General features: G+C 39.4%; 19 protein-coding genes. 15 read left to right on the top strand and 4 right to left on the bottom strand.

The features are described from left to right. Positions 1–99: 99 nt before the first annotated feature. The 6 genes from IBX42_RS01515 to exbD are packed head-to-tail and all read left to right on the top strand — an operon-like array spanning position 100 to position 4,784. Positions 100–1,470: a phosphomannomutase/phosphoglucomutase gene (locus IBX42_RS01515; RefSeq protein WP_294927735.1), complete on the top strand. Its 1,371-nt coding sequence runs from the start codon at positions 100–102 to the stop codon at positions 1,468–1,470. After that, positions 1,467–2,474, top strand: a complete 1,008-nt coding sequence (gene pyrC, locus IBX42_RS01510) for a dihydroorotase (RefSeq protein WP_294927731.1) — start codon at positions 1,467–1,469, stop codon at positions 2,472–2,474. Before IBX42_RS01515 ends, pyrC begins: the two co-directional genes overlap by 4 nt. After that, complete coding sequence (locus tag IBX42_RS01505) at positions 2,467–3,120, top strand: response regulator transcription factor (RefSeq protein ID WP_294927728.1); 654 nt, start codon at positions 2,467–2,469, stop codon at positions 3,118–3,120. Before pyrC ends, IBX42_RS01505 begins: the two co-directional genes overlap by 8 nt. Further along, the gene (locus IBX42_RS01500) at positions 3,110–3,940 is read left to right on the top strand and encodes a HAMP domain-containing sensor histidine kinase (protein WP_294927725.1); all 831 of its coding nucleotides are present in this window, start codon (positions 3,110–3,112) and stop codon (positions 3,938–3,940) included. The genes IBX42_RS01505 and IBX42_RS01500 overlap by 11 nt, the downstream gene beginning before the upstream one ends. Next, entirely contained in the window at positions 3,940–4,386 is a 447-nt protein-coding gene (gene exbB / locus IBX42_RS01495; RefSeq protein ID WP_294927722.1) for a TonB-system energizer ExbB, read from the top strand. Before IBX42_RS01500 ends, exbB begins: the two co-directional genes overlap by 1 nt. 2 nt (positions 4,387–4,388) lie before the next feature. Beyond that, the gene (exbD, locus tag IBX42_RS01490) at positions 4,389–4,784 is read left to right on the top strand and encodes a TonB system transport protein ExbD (protein WP_294927719.1); all 396 of its coding nucleotides are present in this window, start codon (positions 4,389–4,391) and stop codon (positions 4,782–4,784) included. Here the strand turns inward: exbD and IBX42_RS01485 are convergent. Further along, positions 4,781–5,020, bottom strand: coding sequence for a hypothetical protein (locus tag IBX42_RS01485; RefSeq protein WP_294927716.1), 240 nt, complete (start codon positions 5,018–5,020; stop codon positions 4,781–4,783). The two genes, exbD and IBX42_RS01485, sit on opposite strands and share 4 nt — an antisense overlap. Positions 5,021–5,158: 138 nt before the next feature. On the opposite strand from IBX42_RS01485, the gene tpx reads away from it, so the two are divergent. Continuing rightward, positions 5,159–5,668 carry a thiol peroxidase gene (tpx, locus tag IBX42_RS01480; RefSeq protein ID WP_294927713.1) on the top strand — a complete coding sequence of 170 codons (510 nt, stop codon included), beginning with the start codon at positions 5,159–5,161 and terminating at the stop codon, positions 5,666–5,668. A gap of 5 nt (positions 5,669–5,673) precedes the next feature. On the opposite strand, the gene IBX42_RS01475 is transcribed toward tpx, so the two are convergent. Then, a complete protein-coding gene (locus IBX42_RS01475) occupies positions 5,674–6,234 on the bottom strand; it encodes a hypothetical protein (RefSeq protein WP_294927710.1) in 561 nt (186 codons plus the stop codon). A gap of 152 nt (positions 6,235–6,386) precedes the next feature. On the opposite strand from IBX42_RS01475, the gene IBX42_RS01470 reads away from it, so the two are divergent. The 6 genes from IBX42_RS01470 to IBX42_RS01445 all read left to right on the top strand — a co-directional run bounded on the left by IBX42_RS01470 (position 6,387) and on the right by IBX42_RS01445 (position 14,049). Continuing rightward, entirely contained in the window at positions 6,387–7,313 is a 927-nt protein-coding gene (locus tag IBX42_RS01470; protein ID WP_294927707.1) for a ribose-phosphate pyrophosphokinase, read from the top strand. A gap of 97 nt (positions 7,314–7,410) precedes the next feature. Next, entirely contained in the window at positions 7,411–9,201 is a 1,791-nt protein-coding gene (gene lepA, locus IBX42_RS01465; protein ID WP_294927705.1) for a translation elongation factor 4, read from the top strand. Position 9,202: 1 nt separating this feature from the next. Further along, on the top strand, positions 9,203–9,778 hold the full coding sequence (locus tag IBX42_RS01460; RefSeq protein ID WP_294927703.1) for a phosphoribosyltransferase family protein: 576 nt from the start codon (positions 9,203–9,205) through the stop codon (positions 9,776–9,778). 48 nt (positions 9,779–9,826) lie between these two features. Next, positions 9,827–11,707: a TonB-dependent receptor plug domain-containing protein gene (locus IBX42_RS01455; RefSeq protein ID WP_294927700.1), complete on the top strand. Its 1,881-nt coding sequence runs from the start codon at positions 9,827–9,829 to the stop codon at positions 11,705–11,707. Continuing rightward, positions 11,708–12,142: a hypothetical protein gene (locus IBX42_RS01450; RefSeq protein WP_294927697.1), complete on the top strand. Its 435-nt coding sequence runs from the start codon at positions 11,708–11,710 to the stop codon at positions 12,140–12,142. Continuing rightward, a complete protein-coding gene (locus IBX42_RS01445; protein WP_294927694.1) occupies positions 12,136–14,049 on the top strand; it encodes an EAL domain-containing protein in 1,914 nt (637 codons plus the stop codon). The genes IBX42_RS01450 and IBX42_RS01445 overlap by 7 nt, the downstream gene beginning before the upstream one ends. On the opposite strand, the gene IBX42_RS01440 is transcribed toward IBX42_RS01445, so the two are convergent. Continuing rightward, on the bottom strand, positions 14,046–16,055 hold the full coding sequence (locus tag IBX42_RS01440; RefSeq protein ID WP_294927691.1) for a hypothetical protein: 2,010 nt from the start codon (positions 16,053–16,055) through the stop codon (positions 14,046–14,048). The genes IBX42_RS01445 and IBX42_RS01440 overlap by 4 nt on opposite strands. A gap of 181 nt (positions 16,056–16,236) precedes the next feature. Between IBX42_RS01440 and grpE the strand changes: the two genes are divergently transcribed. Continuing rightward, positions 16,237–16,794, top strand: coding sequence for a nucleotide exchange factor GrpE (gene grpE, locus IBX42_RS01435; RefSeq protein WP_294927688.1), 558 nt, complete (start codon positions 16,237–16,239; stop codon positions 16,792–16,794). Between the two features lie 315 nt (positions 16,795–17,109). Next, positions 17,110–18,996 carry a molecular chaperone DnaK gene (gene dnaK / locus IBX42_RS01430; protein ID WP_294927686.1) on the top strand — a complete coding sequence of 629 codons (1,887 nt, stop codon included), beginning with the start codon at positions 17,110–17,112 and terminating at the stop codon, positions 18,994–18,996. Between the two features lie 21 nt (positions 18,997–19,017). Here the strand turns inward: dnaK and IBX42_RS01425 are convergent, their stop codons facing one another. Further along, positions 19,018–20,379, bottom strand: a complete 1,362-nt coding sequence (locus IBX42_RS01425; protein ID WP_294927683.1) for a diguanylate cyclase — start codon at positions 20,377–20,379, stop codon at positions 19,018–19,020.

Raw genomic sequence — 20,379 nt, 5'->3', positions numbered from 1 at the left:
ATCAAAATTTTAAAAAATCTCTTAATATTTTATAGCTCTCATGAAAGAGAAAGAGAATTATAGTAAAATTACACTCATAAAACGATAAAAGGCAAAGCATTGAGCATCTACAGAGAGTATGACATCAGAGGGATTTACGAAAAAGAGTTAAACGAGCAGAGCGTTGTGCGTATAGGTTATGCGCTTGCTTCAAAAATCAAAGGCGAGTATGTGGCTGTCGGGTATGACGCTAGAAGCCACTCTCCCGTTCTCTTTGAGTATCTTGTTCATGGACTAAATGCAGGCGGCAAAAAAGTTCTGGATATGGGGCTTGTTCCTACTCCGGTAAACTACTTTACAAACTATCAGGAGTGGGCAATAGAACATGGTAGCGTCACTCCATCTGCTTCTATTATGATCACAGGCTCTCACAACCCTAGCGAATACAACGGATTTAAGATAACTATAGACAAAGCGCCGTTCTTTGGCGAGGACATCTATGCTCTTGGTCGTGAGTGTGGGACGATGGAGTTTCCACATGTACCACAAAGAGATGTAACGGAGATAGATGCGGTTACAAGGTATGTTGACTTTCTTATCAGCGAATTTTCCCACCTCAAAGATATGCCTACGCGCATCGTCTATGACTGCGGAAACGGTGTTGCCGGAATTGTTACCGAAAGAATCTTTAACACTTTAAGACTCAAGACAAAGGGTCTCTATATTGAGCCTGACGGAACTTTTCCAAACCATCATCCCGACCCATCAGATGAACACAATCTAGAGGATGTAAAAAAGCTTCTAGAAGCCGAGGGCGACATAGCTTTTGCGTACGACGGAGATGCAGACAGAATCGCCGTGCTTACACATAAAAACAACATCAAAGGCGACATGATGGCACTTCTCTTTGCCATGAAGATGGACAGACCAACCGTCGTGGGCGAGGTAAAGTGTTCGCAAGTTATGTATGACGAGTTGGAGAAGCGCGGTGCAAAAGCTATTATGTATAAAACCGGTCACTCAAATATAAAAGTAAAGATGCAGGAGATTGGCGCAGACCTTGCATGTGAAGTGAGCGGGCATATATTTTTCAAAAACCGCTATTTCGGTTACGATGACGCCATCTATGCAACGCTTAGAATGCTGGAGCTTATCCATGACGGAGTTGATCTCGACGCTGAGCTTGCAAAACTTCCAAAGGTTTTCTCAACCGAGGAGATAAAAGTTCACACTACCGAGAGCGAGAAGTTTAAAATCATAGACAAAGTTAAAGAGCTTCTCAAAAATCCTCCCAAGTCATTTCCTGTCATCAAAAATATCATTGATGTTGATGGGGTACGCATAAACTTTGAACATGGGTGGGGGCTTGTACGTGCTAGCAACACGACTCCGGTTCTTGTTACCCGCTTTGAATCGACCTCAGAGGAAGAGGCAAAACTCTACGAAAAAGAGATGAACAATCTTATACAAAGTGCAAAGGATGCTCTATGAAAACCCACACACTTTTAATGCCCCTTGACATGCACCTCCATCTTCGCGACGGAGTCATGCTTGAAAATGTTGCGCCTCTTAGTGCCTACAGTTTCAGCGGCGCTCTAATCATGCCAAACCTTGTTCCACCCGTTACTACGCTTGAAGATGTAAAAGCTTATAAAGAGCGCATCATTGCAGCGGTTCCAAACGACTACTTTGAGCCTTACATGACGCTTTTTTATAAAAACTACGGCAAAAAATTTCTAGCCGATGCAAAAGAGCATATTACGGCGATTAAGCTCTACCCTGCGGGCATTACGACAAACTCCGAGGGCGGTGTTTCATCATTTGACATAGAGGAGATGCGCGAGACGCTTGAGGCTATGAGCATACTTGGGATTCCTCTTTGTGTACATGGCGAGACTGACGGTTTTGTGATGGATAGAGAAGCGGAGTTTATGAGTATCTACGAGCTTCTTGCGATCAACTTTCCTGATTTAAAAATCATTATGGAGCATATTACGACAAAAGAAGCGGTTGCGATGCTTGATAAACACAAAAATCTCTATGCGACCATAACCGTGCATCACCTCCTCTTAACGCTTGATGATGTTGTCGGCGGGATGATGATGCCGCATAACTTCTGCAAGCCGATTGCAAAAAGACCCGAAGATTTAGATGCGCTTTTGAGCGTTGCTCTTGAAGCGCACCCAAAGGTTATGTTCGGTTCAGATTCGGCACCTCACTCAAAAGAGAAAAAAGAGTGTTCCGGCTGTGCGGCAGGAGTTTTTAGCGCACCGATAGCGCTTCAGCTTCTGTGTGAAATATTTGAGCAGTACGATAAACTTGATAATCTTCAAGCTTTTGTGAGCGACAATGCGCAAAATATCTATGGAATTTGTCCTGAGTTTAAAGAGGTTATTTTAGAAAAGCGCCCTTTTGTTGTGCCTGAGACCTACAACGGTGTTATCCCGATGTATGCAAGCAGAGTTATAAACTGGGCGATAGAGAGCATTGAATAAAATACTGCTGCTTGAAGACGACATTCTCTTTGCAGATACTATCATAGATCTTCTGCAAGATGCCGAGTACGAGGTAACGCATGTAACAAATGGGCAGAGCGCTATTGAGATGACCTATGCTCACAAGTTTGACCTCTATCTTTTGGATGTAAACGTGCCGATAATTGACGGCATGACGCTTCTAAAAGAGCTTAGAGATTCTGATGACAAGACTCCTGCCATGTTTTTAACATCCCATAAAAACAAAGAGATACTAAAGAGAGGCTTCTTAAGCGGTGCGGATGATTACATGACCAAGCCTTTTGATGTAGATGAGATGCTTCTGCGCATAAGTGCAATTTTAAAAAGAGCAAACAGCACTGCTACAGACTCCTGCGAGCTTCTTCATCATGACACTCTTCACAGACGAATTTTATACAAAAACCAAGAGCTTGATCTCTCCAAAAAAGAGTATGAGCTTCTGCTGCTGCTTATGAAACATATAAACAACACAGTGCCAAAAGAGATGATCTTGGATGAGCTCTGGAGTAGCAGCGAAGGTGGGAGTGATGGGGCAATACGGGTATATATAACGCGCATAAAACATCTTATTTCCGAGATAAACATCGAAAACGTAAGAGGCATAGGGTACAGACTTGTTTCGTAATCTGCGTATTAGCATCTTTATCTACTATCTGCTTACCGTTACCGCGCTGATGGGCATTTTGTACTACTTCACCTCGGTTGCAGAGGTTCAAAACAGCTCTTTGCTCTTTTTAGTCCTTTTTGTACTAACCCTCTTTGCGGGGGTGATTATCTCAAAACTCTCTATTGACCCCCTCTTTGAGCATGTAACAAACCTTCAAAATCTCTCAACTGAGACACTTCATGAGCTCAACCTTCCCATAAGCACCATCAAGACAAACATACACATGCTAAAGAAAAATCTTGAGAGCGAGAAAGATTTCAAAAGAGCCGGTAGAATAGAGAGTGCCTGTGAAATGCTGCAGCAGCGCTACAACGAACTTGATTATATGATAAAGCTTCAGGGTGCGAACATTATATACGAAGAGTTTGAGCTTAGTGAGCTTGTTAAAAGCAGAGTGGAGTTTTTAGGGCGAATCTACCCTCATATGGAGTTTGAACTCCAACTCTCGCCGCACCATATAATGAATGATAAAATAGGCTTATCAAAAGTAATTGACAATCTTATAGACAATGCAGTAAAATATTCACGAGATATTCACAAAATAAGTATAAGATTGCAAAACTACTCTCTTTACATAGAAGATTACGGTTGTGGGATGGACGAAGTAGAACTTATAAAAATTTTTGACAACTACTACCAGAGCAACAAAAATATGAAAGGTTTTGGCATAGGGCTTAGCATGGTAAAGAGATTTTGCGATGCTAACGCGATTGCGCTGAACTTTAAATCCAAGCCGAATGTCGGAACGACGGTTACTTTAAAATTTAAGGAAGATTAGTGGAAGAAAATATGTTAGCGTACGCGGAAGTAGCACTTGATTACGGAGTTATGGGACTTCTTGTTCTTATGAGTGTTGTTACTCTTTGGCTCTTCATTGAGAGAATGATGTTTTATGCAACTGTAGATGTGCAAAAGTATGACCATAGAGATACTTTAGAGATGGAACTGACCGACAACATAAGCGTTATAAGCGCCATTGGCTCAAATGCTCCATATGTAGGTCTTTTGGGAACGGTTATCGGTATTATGCTAACCTTTTACACAATGGGCGATGTTGGCGCAATCGATGCAAAAAAGATTATGGTGGGACTTGCACTTGCACTAAAAGCTACGGCTATGGGGCTCGTTGTAGCAATGCCGGCAATTGTCGCTTATACTATTTTACTCCGCAAAGTCGAGAAGATACTTACAGTATATGACATCACTCAAGATAAAAAAGTCTAAATATGGCAAAGTGTAAAAAGATTAGAAAAAGGTTTGATGAGATAAACGTCATCCCTTTTATCGACATCATGCTCGTTCTTCTTGTTATGGTTTTAACGACCGCAACATTCGTCAATCAAGGCATCATCCCAATTGAGCTTCCAAGCGCAAAAGCAGCTTCAAAAGAGGATCTGAAAAAAGAGGTTACGGTTTATGTGAATGCCAAAGGCGAACTTTTTATAGAGAAAGAGAAGGTTGACTTAAAGACACTCGAGATTAGACTCTCAAAACTCTCAAAAGAGCAGACGGTGGTCTTAAGAAGCGACAAAGAGTCAAGATTTCAAGATTTTGTCAGCGTCATGGATATACTAAAACGCCTCAACCACGAACAACTCTATATCGTTACAAAAGAGAATTAATAAGCTTTATCTAAAAGCTTAAACCTCTCTGCTCTGCCCTGTTCTTCCACACTATTCTGCTCTCTTTTATAAGCTTCTTTTGTGCTGTTTTGCTCTGTGCTAAATAACTTTTGCTCGATACCATCAACATCATGAAAAAGAGTTGTCGCTATAAAAAAGAGCGTCATAATGAGGACTATACTCAGATAAAAAAGAATATAGTTTTTGATGTGACCGGTTTCAAAAGGATTTTGCATGCACTCTCTTGATGGTAAATTTTTGAAATTATAGCCAATAAAAACAGTTCCTATAAATCTGCGTAAAAAATTAGCTTATAAAAGAAAATTTATATAATTTTTATGTTAATATCATTAAAAAAAATTTAAGGAACATTAATGCAAACAACAATGTTTAAAGGGAGCAGTGTCAATTTAGAGGGAGATGCACTCGGTGTAGGGGACAAAGCACCTGTTGTAACTGCGATAGGAACTGATCTAAACAATATAGAGATAGGCGGAGCAAAAGATAGAATCCAGCTTCTTATAACCGTGCCATCCCTAGATACCGACACATGTGCGGCTGAGACAAGAAGATTTAACGAAGATGTAAACAACCTAGACATCTGTGAAACCACTGTTGTTTCAATGGATTTACCCTTTGCTTCTGAGCGTTTCTGTACGACCAGCGGCATAGAAAATCTAGCAGTTGCAAGTGATTATCTTGACAAAGAGGTAAGCAAAGCTTACGGTGTTTTAATGGTTGACAATAAGCTAAAAGGTCTAAGTGCCAGAGCTGTTTTTGTGATTGACAGAAGCGGAACTATTGTCTACAAAGAGATAGTTCCTGAGGTTACTGCAGAACCAAACTATGAAGCTGCCCTTGAAGCAATCAAGCAGGCTAGATAGAAGAGTTAAGAGCTAAATACTATTTTAGCATCTGCTATGCGCTTATAAAGAGAGATTTTCTTTTTATAGGGCATCCACTTAATCAAAAATATAGCCAAAGCCTCCCACAGTGAAACCCAAGCCGCAACGGTAAGACCCTCCGAGAGAACCGAAAAAACAATACTTTTATCCATAAACTCGCTCTCGGCCATGCCTATAGAGAGCGCTGCAAGAAAAGCTCCTATAAAAAGTAGTGTCGCCGATTTTTGAAACATCTCCTTCATTTTTGTATGCTCATGCTCCTGTAGATAAACAAAAAATCTCTTTACGATGTTTTGAAGTCTTGAGATTGATTCATCATCAATCTTTGACTCAAAATTAAATCGAATCAAAAAGTTCTCATCGCCAATCTCCCCTGCACACTCAATTATATAATCAACAAGATCTTGATTTAGATCTTTTTTTAAAAAGTGGGATTTTTTGTCAAATCTACTGTACAAATCTTCAACTTTTTGGGTGGAGATATCAATAATGATCTCTCCGCTTTGCGCCTTTTCATAACGCTCTAAAATCCCTCTGTTTTGCATACACATCCTCATCTGCTTTTAAAATTCTTTGTGCATTTATGAACTATATTGTATCACATTGGCGAACTTTTCTATCCATGGGTATTTTTCATTTTAACAACTCCTCAGCACACTTTTTGTATAATTCTCCTAAATTTTCTAAAAGGTATCCTATGCGCGGTTATAAAATTTTTACAGGTTCTGCTAGTGTCGAATTTGCAAAAGAAGTTTGTCAGATTTTAGATGTTCCATTGGCTAAAGCCGATGTGAAAAAGTTTAGTGACGGTGAGATTTCAATCCAGATTGCCGAGAGTGTTCGCGGTCGTGACGTATTTATTGTTCAATCAACGGGTGCGCCATCAAACGACAATCTTATGGAACTTCTTATCATGACAGACGCGCTTCGCCGCTCATCTGCTTCAAGTATTACGGCTGTTGTTCCATACTACGGTTACGCAAGACAAGACCGCAAAGCTGCGCCGCGCGTTCCGATAACTGCAAGATTGGTTGCAGACATGTACGAAACAGCGGGCATAGACAGAGTTGTTACAATCGATCTGCATGCAGGGCAGATTCAAGGCTTTTTCAATATCCCTGTTGATAATCTTTACGGTTCTGTTACTTTTGAGAACTACATCAGAAGCAAAAATCTTAAAAATCCTATCATCGCTTCTCCTGACATCGGCGGTGTAGCACGTGCTCGCTATTTTGCTTCAAGAATGGGGCTTGAGATGGTCATAGTCGACAAGCGCCGTGAAAAAGCAAACGAGAGTGAAGTTATGAACATCATAGGGGATGTAAGCGGCAAAGATGTTATTATGATTGATGACATGGTTGATACCGCCGGAACTATGATAAAAGCGGCAACGGCACTTAAAAACAAAGGTGCCACTTCCGTTATGGCTTGCGCTACACATGCCGTTCTTAGCGGAAGAGCGTATGAAAACATAGAAAACGGCGAGCTTGATGAGCTTATAGTTACCAACACGCTAGAGTCAAAACCGCATGACAAGATTGTTGTTTTAACCGTCGCACCTCTTTTTGCAGAGGTTATTCGCAGAGTCTATCACAACGAGAGCGTTAACTCGTTATTTGCTTAGTCCCGTAAAAGGAACCTCTCCCTTTTACTCCGCTTGCGCCGCTGAGGCGACTAAAGCTTGCCTCTTTGAGGCAGAAATTTTCGTTTAGGATATTTCATTGAAAAACATAAGAAACTTTTCTATCATTGCACACATCGACCACGGCAAAAGTACTTTAGCCGACAGAATCATTCAAGAGTGCGGCTCAGTCAGCGATAGAGAGCTTGGCGAGCAGATGATGGACACGATGGACATCGAAAAAGAGCGCGGCATTACCATAAAAGCTCAAAGCGTGCGACTTGACTATGTTAAAGACGGCGAGCACTACATCTTAAATCTTATCGACACTCCCGGACATGTCGACTTCTCTTATGAGGTCAGCAAATCTCTGGCTTCAAGCGACGGTGCTCTTCTTATCGTTGACGCTGCTCAGGGCGTGGAAGCACAGACTATTGCAAATGTTTATCTGGCAATGGAGAACAACTTAGAGCTTATTCCTGTTATAAACAAAATAGATTTACCTGCTGCAGACCCCGTAAAAGTTGCAGAAGAGATTGAGACAAGCATAGGAATAGACGCAACAGATGCTGTTTTAGTCTCAGCTAAAACAGGTGTCGGAATCCGCGCTCTTATCGATGCAATCGTAGATAGAATTCCGGCTCCCATTGGAGATCCAAAAGCTCCTACTAAAGCCATTATTTACGACTCATGGTTTGACCCCTACTTAGGCGCGCTAGGTCTTGTCCGAGTTTTCGACGGCGAGATAAAAGTAAATCAACTTGTAAAAATCATGAGTAACGGGGAAGAGCATCAGGTTCTTGATTTGATGTACCCGCATCCGCTTAAACGCAAAAAGACTCCTGTTATAAAAACCGGAGAGATTGGCATAGTCGTACTTGGCTTAAAAGAGGTACATGTTGTAAATGTCGGGGACACTATTACAGATGCAAAAAACCCTACAAAAGAGCCTGTTGTAGAGTATGAACCGGCAAAGCCTTTTGTTTTTGCGGGAATATACCCTATAGATACGGACGAATTTGAAAATTTACGCGATGCTCTTGATAAGCTAAGACTAAATGACAGTTCTCTATCTTATCAACCTGAAACATCTCTGGCTCTGGGTTTTGGTTTTCGTGTCGGATTTTTGGGCATGCTTCATATGGAGGTTGTAAAAGAGAGACTGGAGCGTGAATTCAACCTTGATTTAATCGCTTCCGCACCATCTGTTATCTATCAGGTTTATCTCAATAACGGCGAAAAAATTGATGTTCATAACCCTTCAGAGCTTCCGGAAGTCAATCGTATAGACAGAATCGAAGAACCATACATTAGAGCTACCGTTATTACTCCGAGTGAATATCTTGGAAATATTATAACTCTTCTCATAAATAAGCGTGGCACTCAAACAAAAATGACCTATCTTAACCAAGACAGGGTTATGCTTGAGTATGAAGTGCCTATGAACGAAATAGTCATGGACTTTTATGATAAGCTAAAATCAATATCTAAAGGCTACGCAAGTTTTGATTATGAGCCGATTGAGTTTAGAGTCGGCGACTTGGTAAAACTTGATATAAAAGTAGCCGGAGAGGCAGTAGATGCGCTGAGTATCGTTGTCCCCCGCAATCAGGCACTCTCACGCGGTCGTGTTTTAGTTAAAAACATGAAAGAGATTATACCTCGTCAGCTTTTTGAAGTGGCTGTTCAAGCATCTTTGGGTTCGCAGGTAATTGCCAGAGAGACTGTAAAAAGTATGGGTAAAAATGTTACCGCCAAGTGTTACGGCGGGGATATAACGCGTAAGCGAAAACTGCTTGAAAAACAAAAAGCCGGTAAAAAAAGAATGAAATCCATAGGGAAAGTTCAATTGCCGCAAGAGGCATTTATGTCTGTTTTGAAGATGGACTAAAATGCGCTGCTTGATGTGTGAAAATCTCTCATTTTTACACATCTGCAAAAAGTGTCAAAACAACTTTTTAGCCCCATCCATCTACAGAAGAAAAATCCTCGGCAACATTGAAGTTATCTCATTTTACAAATACAGCGACATAAAAGAGCTACTTCACACAAAACATACGGATGTCGGCTACTACATCTACTCCATTCTTGCAAAAAACTCCATTGCAAAATTTGCCTCTGCGTTTGAGTACCCGCATAAAGTCGTCTCAATTGGGGTTGATGACTCCGCTCGGTCTGGATATTCGCATACGGCTATTTTGAACAAAGCTCTAAAAAGCAACTCCATTGAGCCTCTTTTTGGCAAACTAAGGGCAAAGAACAGGGTTAGCTACTCCGGAAAAACAAAGGAGTTCAGGCTCCTAAATCCTAGAGACTTTGTGCTAAAAGAGTTTAAGCAAAAGAGCGTGATTTTAGTTGATGACATTATTACGACAAACTTGACTCTCACTCAGGCAGTTGCTGCTTTGCAAAAAGAAAAAATAGAAGTTCTATTTTGCCTGACACTCGCAGATGCAAGTCTAAACTAAGCATTCATTTACTATACTGATATATTATTTTTTATGGTGGTTAGGGGGATGTCGGTGTATGTTTTTGCGCTCTTTTTGCTGTTATCGTCTCTTATGTATGCGGAAGAACTCTCTCTCGAGACTCTTCTTAAAGAGTATAAAAGCGCGGAAGAGCCATTTCTTCACACAAAAAAAGAGAGTGCGGGTCATATAAGAGTTATAACCCGAGCAGAACTTGACAAAATGCAAGCATACACTCTTAACGATGTGCTAAAAACCCTTCGTTTCTTTACTATAGGGACAAGGAGAAACGGTATGACTACGCTTCTTAGAAGCGGCGAATCGCAGATGTCTTCCCTGACTACAAAAGTTTACATTAACTCTCATGAACTAAACTCGGCAACGCTTGGCAATGTTTTGGTACAGTATGGAAGAATGGGTCTCTACTTTATCGACTATATAGAGATCTACCAAGCCGGAAACTCAGTTACATTCGGAAACGAACCCGGAACTCTGCTTATAAAACTCTTTACAAAAGATCCTTCTCGCCAAAACAGTACATCCGTGCAAGCCTCCATTGACTCGCTCGGCAGTGTAACGCTTCAGGCGGTTGAAGCAAAAGTTTTTGATGAGTACTCATATCTGGCAAATATTGATTTAAGAAAAAACAACTATGAAGATTATACTATTGGCGGCAATGAACTCTCAAGAGACGGAGTAAGGGGTCAGTTGTATCTTAAATTTTCAAAAAAAGATGATTACGACATTGAATTTGGAGCTATCAATGAAAAGTATGATATTTTCAGCGGACTGGGAATGGCAACAAAAGACGGATACACTCACACGGGCGATATTTATACCCATATTACCAAATACTTTAAAAACAATCTAAAAGTAATGCTTACCGCATCTTATGAAAAATTTGAAATCTACAACGAAGACTCTATTGGTATACCGCTACCTGGGATGAGCGCTCCTTTTACACAACAGTTAGATACCGCCATAAGCACAAAAGTATATAGTGCTTCCATAGAGAAGAGGTTTATAAATGACAACAACGAACTCTTTATGGGAGCACAGCTTAAGCATCAAAAGTTCGGTATAACTGATTATATAGTAGGCGGTATAGATACTGCAATGAACTGGGGACCGAAAAAACTCGATATCTACATGCTCTATGCGGAGAATCTCTACAATATAAACGAAAACCACCTTATATCGATAAGTGCAAAGGTTGATTATTATGAAAACAGCTTAGACAAATCATCGACGGAGCAGATACTAAGAGCGGGTTATGTAGGAATTTTTGATGAGTTCACGTTTAAGCTCTTTGCGATGCAGAGCTACCTCTACCCTACATTTCTACAAACAACTTATTCACCAAACTACAGAGTCAATCCAGACCTACGGAGCGCCGAAATTCTCACGCTTTCTGCCGAACTTATTTATGTAAGAGATGGCACTACTTATGGTTTTGGACTTGGACAGAGCGAAGCGGATAACGCAATCATATTTGAAAACAACATGACAAATCCGGCAGAGAGCATCTATGTAAACAGTGATGATAAAAATAAATTCAAGTTCTTTTTTGCAAATGTAGAGCACAATTTCAATATTGATAACAGAGTAAAAGTTGAGATATACAGACAGTTTAGAGACAGCTACTACTCTCCGCGAGAGGGGGCTTCTTTGCAGCTTTTCAACACCTTAGGAGAGGTTGATATTTATAATGAGCTACTTTACAGAGCAGAATATACAACTCAAGACGGAGTTGACGTAAAAAGAGGTTATGACTACTCATTTGGAGCAATATACAGACTAAGTAAAAGGACAGAGTTAAAACTAAAGGCGGAAAATATTTTTGACAGAGCTTCAAAAACACCTATAAGCGGTGTCGATGTATCGACGATAGACAGAAGAGTTCTGTTTACGGCGGAGTATACATTTTAAATGAGAGCGCTTATACTTTTTCTCTTTTTAACAATTGCTTCATTTGCTGACCATAGAGTCGATATTCAAGCACAGATTTTGGAGAAGGTATTTTCAAATGTTTCTATTAATGAGACAATAACCATATGGACGGACGATGAAGAGCTGCTCTTAGAGTTTAAAAAAAACGGTTTTCTTTCAGTTAGCGACAATCCTGCAGTGGCGACTCTGATTGTAGTAGCGCACAAAAAAAACATACAAGATGATGAAGATTGCAAAAACAAGCCCATTTTTGTTCTTAACTATGAACTGCTAAAAGATATTCCAGAGAGCTTCGGTGCATTTTTTTGGAAAAAAGGGAGACCAAACATTGTAATAGTAGAGCCGAGAACCGAGCTTCAAAACATAAGAGTCTCCAGTGAGCTGGACGCATACAAAGAGGAGAGAGCATGGTAAAAAAGAGAGAGTTTGGAATATTTTTTCTGCTCTTTATGCTCGGTCTTTTTTTTGCCTATGTCTATACCGACATAACAAAAACCAAAGATGATATATTTAAGCGCATACAAAGCCACCAAATAGAGCAGATCTCTTACATCTTACAAAATATTGAAAAAGATATACTTGACAATTCAGATGTTAAGACCTCCGAAGATCTATTCTCTATGTTTAGCAAAGAGTATGTAAGAGCCGAGTATGAACATATCATCTCCTTAATGCTTACATCAAATGTAAAATATGCGTATATCTTATACAAAGATGAGCAGGATAAATTTAGATTTCTTCTTGATGCATCAAAAACCGACAAAGCAAATTTTAATCAAAAATTTGATGTAAGCTCTGCAGAGTATAGCACTCTTTACACGACAAAAAAACCACAGATTATTCAACTAAACGATATTGAGAACCTATACCTTACATATCTCTACCCTATAACAAATAACGGAAATGTCATAGGAGTATTCAATATTGACATTACAACAAATATCCAAAAAATTATTCTCGAATCCATCAAGCCGCTGGAGACATTTTTTGTAGTTTTAATCATCTTTATTCTTCTTCTGATGGCTATGACTGTAATGCAGATATTTCACTACTTTGTTACCAGAAAAAAAATATTTACCGACCCTCTTACAAAAACATTCAACAGAAACTATCTTGAAGAGACTGCACCGCTCTTAAATCTATCGCACTACTCCTTGGCAATGCTTGACTTGGACAAATTTAAAATCATAAACGACACCTACGGTCATAAGACAGGAGACTACATTCTCTCTCGTACAAGCAAAGTATTTAAAAACTCTATCAGGGACAGCGATATCTTAGTGAGATACGGCGGAGAGGAGTTTATACTTCTTATAAATAACCGAAGCAAAACAAAGTCAGACATAGATATATGCGAAAGAGTAAGGAAAAATATACTCAAAGAGCATTTTTTGTACGAAGGTCATGAGATCAACGTAAGCGTCTCAATCGGTCTGCATAAAAATCCATATTTAGAAAAAAACCTCCAAGAGGCGATAAAAAGAGCCGATAAAATGCTCTATATAGCCAAAAAAAGCGGTAGAAACAAAGTTATCTGTTATGATGAAAAAGAGATTAGTGAAGAGCTCTCCTCCTCTACCGACATTAGTTTCGTAAAAGAGGCTATTGATGACGACAGGGTTATCTGCTACTATCAACCTATCTACGACTACAAACACAGCAGAATATTTAAGTATGAGGCACTGGTTCGAATAATAGCAAAAGATGGCAAGATAGTTCCTCCTCTTGCCTTTTTACCTCTGATAAAAGAGACTAACATACACTACAAGCTAACCCAAAGAATTCTTCTTGTAGTCTTTGAAAACTTTAAAAAGAACAATAAGCTAGTAAGCATAAACATGAACTTTTCCGACCTCATAAATCCGGATATAGAAGAGACTATTATCAACAACCTAAAACATAACCAGCATCTTGCCTGCCGCGTTACGTTTGAAATACTTGAGAGCGATGAGATTAATGATATAGAGCTCTTTAAGCAGAAGATTAACCTTATTCACTCTCTTAAGGCAAAAGTCTCTATTGACGATTTTGGAAGCGGCTACTCAAACTTTAAAACTATTATAGATGTAGAAGCAAACTTTCTTAAAATCGATGGCTCTCTTATCAAAAACATTGATGTAAACACAAAAGATTTTAAAGTCGTAAAGAGCATCATACACTTTGCTGCGCAGAGCAATATGCAAACAATAGCAGAGTATGTCCACTCAAAAGAGGTATATGAAAAGCTGCTCCTTCTCGATATCGATTTTATGCAGGGGTACTACATCTCAGAGCCAAAAAACTATCTTGTAGAGAGTGATGAGCTTTTTAAATCTTGCTAAAAGAGTTTTTTAAAGAGTTTGTTTATCTCTTTTTCGATTTTCTTCTCGATTTCTTTGCCGGTCTGAGACTGCATAAGCTTCTCTAAATCAACACTGATTTTAGGTGCATTTACATCCCCGCTAAGTTTTGCGCTAATCTCATTTTTCTTTGCTCTTAGCGTTATATCTGTATCTATCACGTTGGTTTTTGTATTGAGCTTTGTCGCTGCTGTTTTTATTGAAGCCTCTTTTGAGCGAAGGTCTATTGAGGCTAAAATATTCTCTTTATCTATCTTCGCGTTTAGATCCCCGTTAAAATGCTCTCTATACATATCAACTTTTGTGTACTCTTTAATAAGGTCAAACGTCTGATTTTTTACAAAAACAGCATTTGTCACTTGAGCGCCAACAGTACCTCTGCTTTGCGCCAGATTGTACTCTACTTTTGCATTTAACGAAGCATCCGCTATCTGTGGATAGAGAAGTATATAGAGTAGCCCATTTGCGCTTACCGAACTCAAATCCGCACGAAGCTCATCATTATGAAGCTTTGCGCTTACCTTCCCCTTGGCAATATTTGAGTGAAATGTTACATCCAAATCTTTTGCCTTTACAATATCGCCATTTGCCACAAGAGAGCCTCTCATGTGCTGATTTGTCACAAAAAAGAGAGCATCAAGATCTGGCAGGTTTACTCTATAGTCGCTTTTTAGAGAAGCATCGTTTATAGTAAATTTTGCGCTTTTTATATCAAGGTCTGCTATATTTGAGTTTAAATCGACTTTGGTATCGGCAGTATTGCCTTTAAGCAGTGTCGTTGCCGCAAGGTTAAATGTAGTCCTAGGCATTGGAGATGTGAACTCATAGATTTTGCTCAAATATTTTGAATCAAGAAGGCCTTTTGTTATAGTGGTATCTATTTTTCCGCTAAGCGTCTCCTCTCTAGCATCGCTGATGTCCGCATCCACGGATAGAAGTCCATCCGTATAGTGCGGCTGTTTTGCCATGTAGAGAAGTTTTGCGATATCAAGATTTACTATTTTTGCTTTTAGTGATGCGGGAGCAAAATCTTTTAAAATGGCTTCAAAAACCGTGTCGGACGAAGCTAAATCGCTTATTCCCGCCACTACAAGTCTCTCTTTGGTTCCTTTGGCGTCTCCTCTTAGTTTAAGAGCACCCCTTACATCAGCCTTTGTAAGAGGTTTTAGCACCTCAAGATCTTCAATGTTTAGTGCGTATTTCAAATCAACTTTTAGAGGTTGCGGCACGACCAATCCCGATGAGTTGATTTTAAAAAGATTTGAGTGCAACTCACACTTATACTCTACATCATCGCCTTTTAGTTTTGCATCCAAATTCATAGAAAAAGAGGTTTTCGGGATACTAACGTTGAAATCGCTTAGCATGTATTTAGGGTCTATCTTGCCCTCTTTGCTAACTAAGAGCACCTCTCCATCCATTTTATGCGGCGATATATCCCTGAAGTTTATATCCAGATCTATCTCTGCAGTTGCGTAGGGATTTTGTGCCGCAATAAAGAGAAGCGAAGCAAGTTTTGCTCCCTTCATCTTTGCGATAATAGATGTCGGGTTCAATTCGCTCAGCTCTACATAGTAAGATGTATCGCTCTGCGCGACACTGCTTTTACCCTCTATCTTCATAAAAGCCATATCTCCGCGAACAGTTCCCTCTGTTGCAAAATCTCCTCTTAACTCTGTTTTAGTGAGAGATTTTAAACTTTGTAAATTTTTAAGTTCCACATCGTAAGAGATCTCAAAAGATTGTGCAAAAAGAGAGTACTCCCCTTTTACTTTAACTATATTCTCCCTGTTTAGCTCCAAAATAATCTCAATATTACTCATGCTCAGACGAAACTCATGAAGCGAGCTCTCCAGCTTTGTCTGCTCTTTGATTTTCTGCTCTATAAAAGGCTTTACCAATCCATTGCCCACTTTCGTAAAAGCCGCAACATATATAGTTGCCGCCACTGCTACTATAATAGCACCTATCCAAGCTAAAAATTTCATCTCTTCTCCCATCTACATCTATATATGTAATGATACAATATAAGCTATTTTTTTAGCAAACAATTAAGTTGATAGCTATAGACTCAACTTAATTAACTAAAATAGCTCAATCAACACTTGACATTGTTACACTCAATATGTATAATAATGCCATCTTTAAAAAAGGAGTACTTTAACAACTATGTCAAAAGAAAATAACGAAGAGCTTCAAAATGAATCTCTTGAAAATCCAGAGCTTGAAGAAGCAGCCTCTGAAGCCGAAGCGGAAGCCCAAGCAGTTGAAAACGAACTTGACCTCTTGCAGGAGGAGTTAGCTGCTCTCAAAGATAAGTACGCTCGCGTTCATGCCGACTTTGATAACATCAAAAAAAGGCTCGAGAAAGAGAAGTATACGGCGGTAGAGTACTCAAATGAGAAATTTGCCAAAGATATGATTCCTGTTATGGACGCACTGCAGATGGCACTCTCATCTACGCAGAATCTTGCCGACCCGCAGGAGCATTTAGAAAAACTTCAAGAGGGAATTGAGCTTACGTTGAAGCAGCTTACATCCTCTTTGCAAAAACATGGTGTGACTATGGTCTCTCATGATGAGCCGTTTGACCCAAATATCCACAACGCTATACAGAGCGTAGATAGCGACACAGTAGAGAGCGGTCAGATTGTTCAAACATTTCAAACCGGCTATAGATACAAAGAGAGACCATTAAGAGAAGCGATGGTAGTCGTAGCGAATTAATAATGAAACGATATTTGGAACAAAGTCCCAAATATCTACGCTAGGCGCTATGCCACTAAAGCACAAAAATGCTCTCGGCATTTTCGTCGGGTTGGGAATGTTACTTAAGTAGCAAACGAAAAAAGAGTATGGCGATATAGTTTCGCCTTATAAAACAAATTTTATAAAATAAAATATAAAAATAAAGATACGCAAGTATCTAACTTCAGTCGCCTCAGCGGCGCAAGCGGAGTAAAAGGGATGCGTTCCTTTTACGGACTAACAAATGGAGCGAATAATTTGCTTCATTTTATGAAATAAAATAAAGGAAATTAAATGAGCAAAGTTATCGGTATAGATTTAGGAACAACAAATTCATGTGTAGCAGTTTATGAGGGCGGTGAGGCGAAAATCATCCCAAACAAAGAGGGAAAAAACACAACTCCTTCAGTTGTTGCATTTACAGACAAAGGTGAGGTTTTAGTAGGAGATCCTGCAAAACGTCAAGCTATTACAAACCCAAACAAAACTATCTCTTCTATCAAGAGAATTATGGGTCTTATGATGAGCGAAGAGAACGCTAAGGCGGCTCACGACAAAGTAACGTACAACATTGTAGACAAAGACGGCATGGCGGCAGTTGATGTTGCAGGAAAGATCTACACTCCTCAAGAGATTTCGGCTAAGATTCTTAGCAAACTAAAAGAGGATGCAGAAGCTTACTTGGGTTCTACCGTAACAGACGCGGTTATCACGGTTCCTGCATACTTCAATGATGCACAGAGAAAAGCAACCAAAGATGCAGGAACTATCGCTGGACTTAATGTTTTACGTATCATCAACGAGCCGACGGCTTCTGCTCTTGCTTATGGACTAGATAGCAAAAATGATGAGAATGTACTTGTTTACGACTTGGGCGGCGGAACTTTTGACGTTACTGTTTTGGAGATTAGCGAAGGTACTTTTGAAGTTCTCTCGACTGACGGAAACGCATTTTTAGGTGGAGACGACTTTGACAACAAAATCGTTGATTATCTAAACAGTGAGTTCAAAAACACACACGGGATTGACCTTAAAAACGACAAAATGGCGTTGCAACGTCTAAAAGATGCTGCTGAAAATGCTAAAAAAGAGTTATCTAGCTCAACTGAAACAGAGATTAACCTTCCGTTTATCACTATGACAGAAGCTGGACCACAGCACCTTGTTACCAAACTTACTCGTGCGAAATTTGAGAGCATGATTGAGAATCTTGTTGAAGAGACAATCGATCACATTAAAACAGCCATGAAAGAGTCTGGTTTAGACAACAACGCTATCAAAGAGATTATCATGGTGGGTGGTTCAATCCGTGTTCCACTTGCTCAAAAAATGGTCTCTGAGTACTTCGGCGGCAAAACTCTAAACAAGAGCGTAAACCCTGATGAAGTTGTAGCAGCTGGTGCAGCAATCCAAGGCGGTGTTTTAAGAGGAGACGTTAAAGACGTTCTTCTTCTTGATGTAACTCCACTTTCACTCGGAATCGAGACTTTAGGCGGAGTTGCTACCAAGATAATCGAAAAAGGTACAACTATTCCGGTTAAAAAATCTCAAATCTTCTCAACTGCAGAAGACAACCAGCCTGCTGTTAGCATCTCGGTTGTCCAAGGTGAGAGAGAGTTTGCAAAAGATAACAAATCACTTGGTCTGTTTGAACTAGGCAATATTGCAGCGGCTCCAAGAGGAGTACCTCAAATCGAGGTTACATTTGACATTGATGCAAACGGTATTTTAACTGTTAGCTCAACAGACAAAGGTACAGGCAAATCACAGTCAATCACAATCTCTGGAAGCTCTGGACTTAGTGAAGAAGAGATTAACAAAATGGTTCAAGATGCAGAAGCTCATAAAGCTGAAGATATAAAAAGAAAAGAGTTGGTTGAGCTTAAAAACCAAGCGGATGCGTTAATTGCACAGACTGAAAAGTCTCTTGGAGAAATGGGCGATAAAATCGAAGCTGAAGAAAAAGCCAATATAGAGAGCGCTATAACTGAGCTTAAAGATACTCTAAAAGATGAAAATTCTACAAAAGAGCAAATCGAAGCAAAAGTAAAAACTCTAACAGAAGCAAGTCATAAAATGGCTGAGCAGATGTACAAAAAAGAGCAAGGCGGTGAAGCAGGTGCTGCTGATGCTAAAAAGAAAAAAGAAGAGGACGACGTAATAGACGCTGAAATAGAGTAATTTTTCTAAAGAGCTTCCGCATTAATTGTGGAAGCTCTCCTCTAAAGCAGCTCTTGAGCTCGCTTTTTCTACACAATTTCTTCCCGAAGCTTTGGCAGAGTAAAGAGCAATATCTGCTCTATTTACAACATTGTGAATATCATCATCTACTTGTACGCAAGAGACTCCGAAACTTGCCGTAACATTTGCGATATCTTCTATCTCCAACTCCTCTATAGAGCTTCTTAGTTTTTCAGCAAGCATTGCAGCATTATCAATATTTACAGCAGGAAGAAGAATAACAAACTCCTCGCCTCCCCATCTGCATACTATATCTATATTTCTTAGCTTCTCGACTAAAAGCTGAGAAATCTTAACTATTACACTGTCTCCGACATTATGACCGTGTGTGTCGTTTATGTTTTTAAAATTGTCTATATCAACCATTACTAGAGACATCTCATTTTCTCTCTCCACCATTGTACGGTGCGATGATTGAAACAGCTTTAAAAATTTATGTCTATTGTATAGATTTGTAAGCTGGTCTCTCGATGCCATCTCTTTGTATTTTATATTTTTCTTCACAAGGTCGGTATTAATATCATCGAGCTCTTTTTGATACTCTTTTGTTAAGAGTGCCCATCTTGAGTAGGTTGTGGCAATCAACTCTTTTTGAGATATGACTCCGGATATTTTTCCCTCATCATCAACAACAACTACTCTTTTATAATGTTTCTTTTTTAGAAACTCCAAAGCCTCTTTAACCGAGCAATCTTTTCCTATGGTCTCTACGGGCGAAGACATATAGCTACTGATAGGTTTATTTAAATCATCGTTTCTTTCAATAACACGAATAACATCTTTGGTAGTAAATATTCCAATAGGTTTTAAATCTTCAACGATTATCACGCTCTCAAAAGATTTTTTTGCCATATCACAAAGAAGTTGAGAAGTTTTCAGATCTTTGCTTACCCATTTAGCTCTTTTTCCCAATTTTAAAAAGTCAAGAAGGCAAAAGTTATCCATCAGAGTATCGGGGTCTATGCTGCTTACAATGTCGGTATGAGAAATAAGTCCATAAAGCTCACCCTCATCATCAACCACGCATATATACTCTACTTCACAATTTAAGTACTCAAGCGTATGCAGAACTGTTCTTTCTTTATTTACGATAGGAACCAAAGACAACTCTACGTTTTTCAAAGAGCTCTCCATATCTACGCCTCTCGACTTCATATTTAAAATATCCGTCACTCTCATAATACGAAAAACGTTGCCATCCGTGACCAATATATTTCTGTGATCATTACTAAACATCTTTTTTATAGCATCGGAAATTTTGCTATCTATCTCTATGGAGATAACAGAAGTTGTCGCTATACTTCCTACCTTTGGAAAAATCAT

This window comes from Sulfurimonas sp. (assembly GCF_014859695.1).
In the GTDB taxonomy this organism is placed as follows: Bacteria; Campylobacterota; Campylobacteria; order Campylobacterales; family Sulfurimonadaceae; genus Sulfurimonas.
This window is presented reverse-complemented; position numbering and strand designations above follow the sequence as displayed.